Origin of the sequence: Coleofasciculus sp. G2-EDA-02 (assembly GCF_040226375.1) — a bacterium.
In the GTDB taxonomy this organism is placed as follows: Bacteria; Cyanobacteriota; Cyanobacteriia; order Cyanobacteriales; family Coleofasciculaceae; genus Coleofasciculus.
This window is the reverse complement of the sequence record NZ_JAVKEW010000204.1, coordinates 22,232-29,100: the sequence shown is the minus strand read 5'-3', so window position 1 is coordinate 29,100 and position 6,869 is coordinate 22,232. Positions and strand designations below refer to the sequence as shown.

Annotated in this window: 6 protein-coding genes and 1 pseudogene; 2 read left to right on the top strand and 5 right to left on the bottom strand. The window is 46.8% G+C overall.

The window, feature by feature from the left end:
* Positions 1-113: 113 nt before the first annotated feature.
* A pseudogene (locus tag RLO19_RS24335) lies at positions 114-674 on the bottom strand (sulfurtransferase); the annotation flags it as partial.
* Positions 675-679: 5 nt separating this feature from the next.
* On the bottom strand, positions 680-2,812 hold the full coding sequence (locus RLO19_RS24330) for a ShlB/FhaC/HecB family hemolysin secretion/activation protein (protein ID WP_446359978.1): 2,133 nt from the start codon (positions 2,810-2,812) through the stop codon (positions 680-682).
* Positions 2,813-2,849: 37 nt separating this feature from the next.
* Here RLO19_RS24330 and RLO19_RS24325 point away from each other — a divergent pair, with 37 nt between their 5' ends.
* Positions 2,850-2,975, top strand: a complete 126-nt coding sequence (locus tag RLO19_RS24325) for a hypothetical protein (protein WP_446359977.1) — start codon at positions 2,850-2,852, stop codon at positions 2,973-2,975.
* A gap of 478 nt (positions 2,976-3,453) precedes the next feature.
* On the opposite strand, the gene RLO19_RS24320 is transcribed toward RLO19_RS24325, so the two are convergent.
* Together RLO19_RS24320 and RLO19_RS24315 are read right to left on the bottom strand one after the other, a co-directional pair.
* Positions 3,454-4,311 (bottom strand): MBL fold metallo-hydrolase, encoded by an 858-nt coding sequence (locus RLO19_RS24320; protein WP_446359976.1) that lies wholly within the window; start codon positions 4,309-4,311, stop codon positions 3,454-3,456.
* Between the two features lie 504 nt (positions 4,312-4,815).
* On the bottom strand, positions 4,816-5,337 hold the full coding sequence (locus RLO19_RS24315) for an inorganic diphosphatase (protein ID WP_446359975.1): 522 nt from the start codon (positions 5,335-5,337) through the stop codon (positions 4,816-4,818).
* 257 nt (positions 5,338-5,594) lie between these two features.
* On the opposite strand from RLO19_RS24315, the gene RLO19_RS24310 reads away from it, so the two are divergent.
* The gene (locus RLO19_RS24310) at positions 5,595-5,885 is read left to right on the top strand and encodes a DUF2470 domain-containing protein (RefSeq protein WP_446359974.1); all 291 of its coding nucleotides are present in this window, start codon (positions 5,595-5,597) and stop codon (positions 5,883-5,885) included.
* On the opposite strand, the gene RLO19_RS24305 is transcribed toward RLO19_RS24310, so the two are convergent.
* Positions 5,872-6,609, bottom strand: coding sequence for a DUF554 domain-containing protein (locus RLO19_RS24305; RefSeq protein WP_446359973.1), 738 nt, complete (start codon positions 6,607-6,609; stop codon positions 5,872-5,874). The genes RLO19_RS24310 and RLO19_RS24305 overlap by 14 nt on opposite strands.
* Positions 6,610-6,869 lie beyond the last annotated feature (260 nt).

Below are 6,869 nucleotides of genomic sequence, written 5' to 3'. Positions count from 1 at the left end.
TTGACTACAGCAAAAGGGAAACTGCAAAGCATCAACTGGAAGTATTTCGAGCCAATCTGGAAAGCTGACGGTTATACTTATGTCCACAAAGGAAAGAAATGTCCATTGATTTAACGATTAGAGGAATAGCGATCGCGTGCCCGTGAATCGACTAAAGCGACGTCTGGTAAATCTTTCCGGGCTTTGACCGCATTGATATCAACCACCCACTCGGCTCGCACTTGCGGCACAAACTGCCCAGGTTGAGGGGTTGGTAAAGCATCAGTTACCGGATAACCTTGGGATTGCCATGCTCCCCAGCCACCATCCAATACCGCGACGCGATCGTGTCCCAGATAACGCAGTAACCACCATAGACGCGCCGCAAAAGCACAACGGGAATCATCATAAGCCACGACTAAGGTTTCACCGAATCTGACTCCTATCGCGGCGAGTTTTTGGGCAATCTGGTTGGACTCAGGTAAGGGATGACGCCCTCCATGACGTTCTACGGGAGCAGAAAGATCTTGGTTCAAATCCAAGTAATGCGCTCCCGGAATGTGACTCGTCTGATACTGTTGATATCCCTGTTGCGGATCAGCAAGGGCAAAACGACAATCGACGATCACCACTTGCGGCTCATTAAGGTGTTCTTTTAGGAATTGGCTGGAAATAATCAAAGGATGATCAGTCATATCAGTTAAAATGGATTAATCGTTATCGAAAAATATACGCCATTTTCTTGCCAGGTATTATCCTCGGACTCAACAGAAATTAAGGGAATCCCCCAGTCTAAGCGAGCGGTGATGCGATCGCCTTGTTGCCATTGTAGTCCCAACCCCAGAGCCGCCAAACTGCTCGGGTCAGGATCATCTATCTCGCCGTTATTCCAGGTTGTGCCAACATCCACAAAGGGAGTCACCTGTAAAACACCATCCCACTCAGGAATGCGTAAAATGGGCAGCCGCACCTCGGCTGAAGCAAAGGCGCCATTATCAGTGAGTCGAATATCTTGGCGATAGCCGCGTACACTCCCTTGACCCCCTAAACCATACTGCTCCACAGGTAACAAGTCTTGAGCGGCTAGTTGAATATCACCGCGAAGCACCAGTAATGTATCTGGGGCTAAGAGTCTTACCCACTGGGTTTGACCCCGCCAGGAAAAGAAGTGACTATCAGGCGCATCATCGTTGACTGTGGCATCAAAGACACCCAGACCTAAATTAAACTGAGAGCGTAGGGCAAAGACTTCCCTCGCCCCTCGTTTAGTCCACTCTTGAAAGAATCGCAGGGCTGAAACTCGGATGCGCCCATCCTCATCAGCACCCAATGAAGGAAAACCAACTTCTTCTCCCACTAAGTCTTCTAAGAAAACGGTTTTTGTATTGCGTCGAGACGCGGTTAAACCCACTGCGAATTCCTGGGTTGGCGTTTCCAGGAGGGGTTGACGGAATGTGAGGTCAAAACTGGTTGAGTCGGATTGGATATCGAGAAAGTTAAATGGATCTTCAATAATCTCGCTGGAGGTGTCGCTAAAGCTAAAGCTAACCGTGCCATTACGCGGATTCACGGGTAGGGTGTAGTTAAATTCAATCTCATCGCTACCATCGGTATTGGTATAGCTGAGGGTTGCGCCATCGCCGAATCCGAGTAAGTTGGCTTGAGTTATGGAAGCCCCGCGCCGGAAGCTACCCACACTGGGGGAACGCCCATTGTTGGCAACGAGTTGGTAACTCCAGGTGTTGGCTTCGATAACATCGACAATGAGTAAACTGGTACCGGGTCCAGAACCGGTCGAGAGTTCAGCCGAGATATTTTCGATCAGGGGATCAAGCTGCAAAAGACGTAGGGATTCGAGTAAATGCGGTACATTGAGGGGTTTGGGATTAGCGACGGCGATACGCGATCGCACATAATGGGGACGCAGGCGGCGAAGTCCATTCACCTGAATCTCTTCGATTCCACCTTCGACAATTTCAATAGTGACGGTATCCTGGTTTAGGGATTGAGGTGGAATGAAGGCACCGGATGTAGCATAGCCGTTGTTTACGTATAACTGGGTGATGGCAGTTCTGGCATTTAAGAGTTCAGCAAAGGTAATCGGGCGATTAGTAAACTCCGCTGTCACTTCGGCTAACTGTTCATCACTAAATGCTGTATTGCCGATAAATTCAAAATTTTTCACCGTAATTTGGTCTTGAGTGACACCCTCTGGCGTCTCAGGCGTTGTCGGTGTTAATTGAGGGGATTCTAGAAGCTGTTCTGGGGGGGGTAATGTAGGAGACGGTGTGGCTTCTAGCAGCCTAGAGGGAGGCGGTGGCTCAATGTCTTGAGGCGGAGGCAGTTCAGGAATTGAGGGACTCTGCCGAGGAGTCGTGGGATCAGGAATTTGAGTGACGTAAAGGGGCAAGTGTTCAGTGTTGAGTGTAGAGATGTGCCATGGCGCGTCTTTCTGGGCGGGTTTGATGAGTCTCGTTTCTTCCTTTACCCCGATGTGACTAAACCCGCCCCGACTGAGTTTTGAATGGGTGATCTCATTTCCGTCTAAAGGGTTATCATTGTCTTCTACCTTCCCTTGTACCCTGTGTCCTGTGTCCTCTGCCTTCGTGGAGCCTTCTGCCTTTTCTGCCTCAATTGTTCTCGATAAATCGTTTAGGTGTTCAGGGTGAGGTAAGACTGGAGACAAGGACGTATTGATTGAGGCTTTAGCGTTTGTGGAGATAAACAGAGTTTGAGCGTTTACCGAGGGAGTTAGCCATAACACCGCTGACAATGTTGCTATAGAGGTGAATAGAATTTGCCCGTTGGTCTCTACACCAATCATATTGTTCATTTATCAAAAATAAAGAGGCTGATTATCGAGGAAGTTGGTGAAGCAATCATCGAAAGATAATCGTCGGTTTGACAACATCCTAGTATGGCATGGCAACAATTCTCAACCTATTCTCATTCATCCTGTGATTCCTGCGGTAAACCCCTGGAATAGTGGGATTTGAGCGTAGCAGGACTGCTTCTTTTTAGCGATGTTACCCTTACTAAGCTGTTCGGCATTTAAACCTTAATGTCAACAACTGCAAGATCGTTGTAATCAGAGCATCTTGCTCCCTACCCATTCACCATTTAAATGCGGGATAGCTTACTGGCTAATGAACTACCCCACCTTGTAGAAAGAAAAAGCTAACAATACTTAGTCAATAATACTTTAAAATAAAAGTGAAGGGTGTTAATCCTCTGGCTTCCTAACCATTCCCACCCTGTAGACGGGTGAGAATTGGAGCGAGTTCAGTTAAACCCCTGAGCTGATGAAGCTTTTAATTAGACCTGTTCAAATATCGGCAAATATTTGAAGTTTCCTTTGATTTTCTTGGCTGATTTCGGAATAAATCCAGTGAGATATTTGACTAAGCTTTTTGACTCAAATACAAATAATAGTTTCATTATAATAGCGTATTTGGCTTACAGTGTCAAAACCTTTTAAACTGAACAAACTGGTACAATCATACCCTCACGAGCTAATACATCATTGGGAAAGACAGATTTTAGTTGGGATTCCATCCAGTCAAGAAAATCATCATCATGGTCAGGATGGTAGTGAGACATAACAACCCGCTTAACTCCTGCTGCCTTAGCTGTCGCCATACCGGTTTGCCAGAGTTGGTCTTGCCAGTCTAGGGGCGAAGGCTTGAGAAAATCATCTGCACGAATATTACACGGGGCATCCAAAATGAGCAAGTCAGCATGGCGGGCTAAGTGTAACAAATTGTGATCCAATCGATCCGGCGATTGAGAATGAGCGATCGCGTAGACGGCAGAATGACCTTTCCAGGTGACACGATAGCCCATTGAACTGGATGCCCGGTTAAGTAAAACCGCTTCAACGACTAGATCATCCACGGTGATTTTATGACTCGATCCCAATTCGTAAAATTTTAGCTCCGATTGCATGACCTGAAGTGGAACGGGAAAATTAGGCGCTAACATTTGCCCACCGAGGCGCTTTTCGATTGAGTCTCCATTAGTCGCCCTTGCGCCATAGATGTGGAAACAATTGCCAGGAATAAAGGCAGGTGTAAAAAAGGGAAATCCCTGAATACTGTCCCAGTGGCAATGAGTGAAGAAGATGTAGGCTTCTAGGGGCATTTGGCGGAGTAAATGGTTGCCGAGAAGCCGCAAACCACTCCCCCCATCAAAAATCAGGCGTTTAGAGCCGACACGCATTTCTATACAGGAGGTATTGCCACCATAGCGTACCGTTTCTTTCCCTGGAGCCGAAACTTTACCTCGAACGCCCCAAAATTGGACAACAAAATTGACGGTAGGGCCAGTTACCATGTTGGCTATAGCATTAAATGTGCGGGGGCTGGGTGACGCTGGATCAGAATCTGCCATCGTTCGATTAAATGAGCTGCCCTTAGCCGAGCTTCACACCCAGCAATTTCCACTATATGATACTCAGATAGGGACACTTTCGGTGAGGTAGTCGCTAAGGCTTTTGCGTCCACGGAGGCAATAACGGTATTTTTAGAGAAAATAACCTAGGGAAAACTTGTAAAAAAGCTATGAATTTCCGGCTTTCCCCTAGGTTAAATTTTCTAGCACCCTTATTTTGATCAGGAAGTTTCTCTCAAGTCTGTTAATTTTAGCGTTCTTGGTGGAGTTGGCTTGTGAGTTCTGTCACAAAGAGCAGCGGTGAGCTGAGGGACTTGCGGCGATGGGATAGGAGGGATAGAACTTGGTTCATAATTCCTCCTTGATTGTTTAGGGTTGTGAACCATGAACCCTTAATGGTGAATCCCACCGCTTTTCAGGGTGGGAGGCACTCAACTATCGGCTTGACTATCTGCCAGACTTGTTACCTGCGGCGATACACTTCTCCACCAGTGGCATAACGTCCTTGATATCCTTCCAGCCTAGAATTTCCGTGACTTTTTTTTCGAGATTTTTGTAAGTCTTGAAAAATTCAGCAATTTCATCCAACCGATGCTCAGCAACATCTTTGAGTGATTTCACTTGAGCATAGCGGGGATCTTTGTCAGGAACACAGAGGATTTTTTCGTCGCGATCGCCAGAGTCAATCATCTCCAGCATACCAATGGGTCGGGCGGTAATGACACAACCGGGAAAGGTTGGCTGATCCATGATCACCATACCATCAAGTGGATCGCCGTCATCGGCTAAGGTGTTCGGAATAAAGCCGTAATCATAAGGGTATTGCACCGAGGAATATAAGACCCGATCAAGGGCAAAGGCTTGTAGATCTTTGTCGTACTCGTACTTGTTTTTACTTCCGGCGGGAATTTCAATTAAAACGTTGATCAGTCCCGGTTTGGGTTGACTTGGAATCCGTGATAAATCCATGACAAAATTGTGTAAGCGACACAGCAGATGGGGAAACTTAGCTATCCAAGGCTAAGTTACAAGGTTCAATCGTCCCGTATCGACGGTTGAAAAACCCCCGTGTAGCATTCTAAGCGAAGAGGGTCAATCTCCGCCTTAGCTTAAGGATTTTTATCTCCCAGACAAGTAGGAAAAGGCAACAGTAACAGTATTGCAACAGACAGAGTTATATCAAGTCCGGTAGCATCAGATTGATAGTATCCCAACCAATAAGAGTCATGTCTGAACAGTTTAGCCAACAAGTGAGCGATCGCATCTGTAAGCACATGAATGATGATCATGCTGATGCGATCGCGCTTTACGCCCGTACATTCGGGAACTCTCCCGATACCGAGTCGGCTCAAATGCAGTCCATTGATGCGAAAGGAATGAATTTAATCGCCCAACGTCAGGGTGAGTCTGTACCCTTACGCATTGAGTTTGATCACACCCTCAAAGACTCCGAAGACGCTCATCACACGTTAATTGACATGGTGAAGCAAGCCAGAGGTGCGGCTAAATCAACCTAGCGAGGTGATAAATTAACGGAGCGGCTACCAACGCGGGTAAAAAGGAAGCAACACGGATGTGGGTCAACTGTAACAGGTTGATTCCCGTCCCCAAAATCATTAGTCCTCCTACCCCTGTAATCAGGAGAATTCGGGGATCAGTGGCGGGATCAGGAATCGCTTGCGCCAAGACTCCCGCCACTAGAGAGATTCCACCCTGATAGACGAGAATCACAATAATCGAAAAACCCACCCCAATTCCAAAACTACTCGAAAGTGCGATCGCGGCGATTCCATCCATCACAGCTTTTAGCGTCAGCAGCGTATCGTCACCCGTCAAGCCATTATTCAGACTCCCCAGCAACGTCATTGGACCGACACAAAACAATAAGCTAGCCGCCACAAATCCTTCCGTGAAAGCACCACTTCCCCGAAACCGAGTTTTCAGCCAATTTCCCACCGATTGCAGTCTAGCTTCAATTTGCCACCATTCTCCCAGTAATCCCCCCAACACAATACTGATCAGCGCTAACACCACACCATCAATGCGCCCTGCTTGCACCTGAGTCATACTCGCCGCCATGGTAACACCCAGAAATAGGGTGAGAAGTCCTACCCCTTGGGTGATAATTTGTTGCATGGGTTTAGGTAAACGGTGTTTAAGTAACAACCCTACAGTTGTGCCAATAGCTACCGTTATCACATTAATCCAAGTTCCGCTTGTCTTGGCAAAGAAATCAGTCACTCGTCTTTGAAGGAAGCTTAGACGTTTCTCGCCTTCTCGATAAAATCGGGGATTTGTCCCTTAAACTCAAAAACCAGCATTTGACGTGGAACAACTCTGCCCAAAAATTCTAACACAAAAAAGTCGTCCTGAAAGGACGAGGAGCCTGAACCCACTATCATGGTCAAAACTATAAAAGTTGCTTTTAACTGGACAGGGATAGGACATTCGTACTACTAATGTTTTATAGTAAATAGTATTCGTTTGTTATAGCTATGCAT

Coding starts and splice junctions, on each gene's coding strand:
- RLO19_RS24315 (WP_446359975.1), bottom strand. CDS start 5,337: ATGGATTTATCACGGATTCCAAGTCAACCCAAACCGGGACTGATCAAC.
- RLO19_RS24310 (WP_446359974.1), top strand. CDS start 5,595: ATGTCTGAACAGTTTAGCCAACAAGTGAGCGATCGCATCTGTAAGCAC.
- RLO19_RS24330 (WP_446359978.1), bottom strand. CDS start 2,812: ATGAACAATATGATTGGTGTAGAGACCAACGGGCAAATTCTATTCACC.
- RLO19_RS24320 (WP_446359976.1), bottom strand. CDS start 4,311: ATGGTAACTGGCCCTACCGTCAATTTTGTTGTCCAATTTTGGGGCGTT.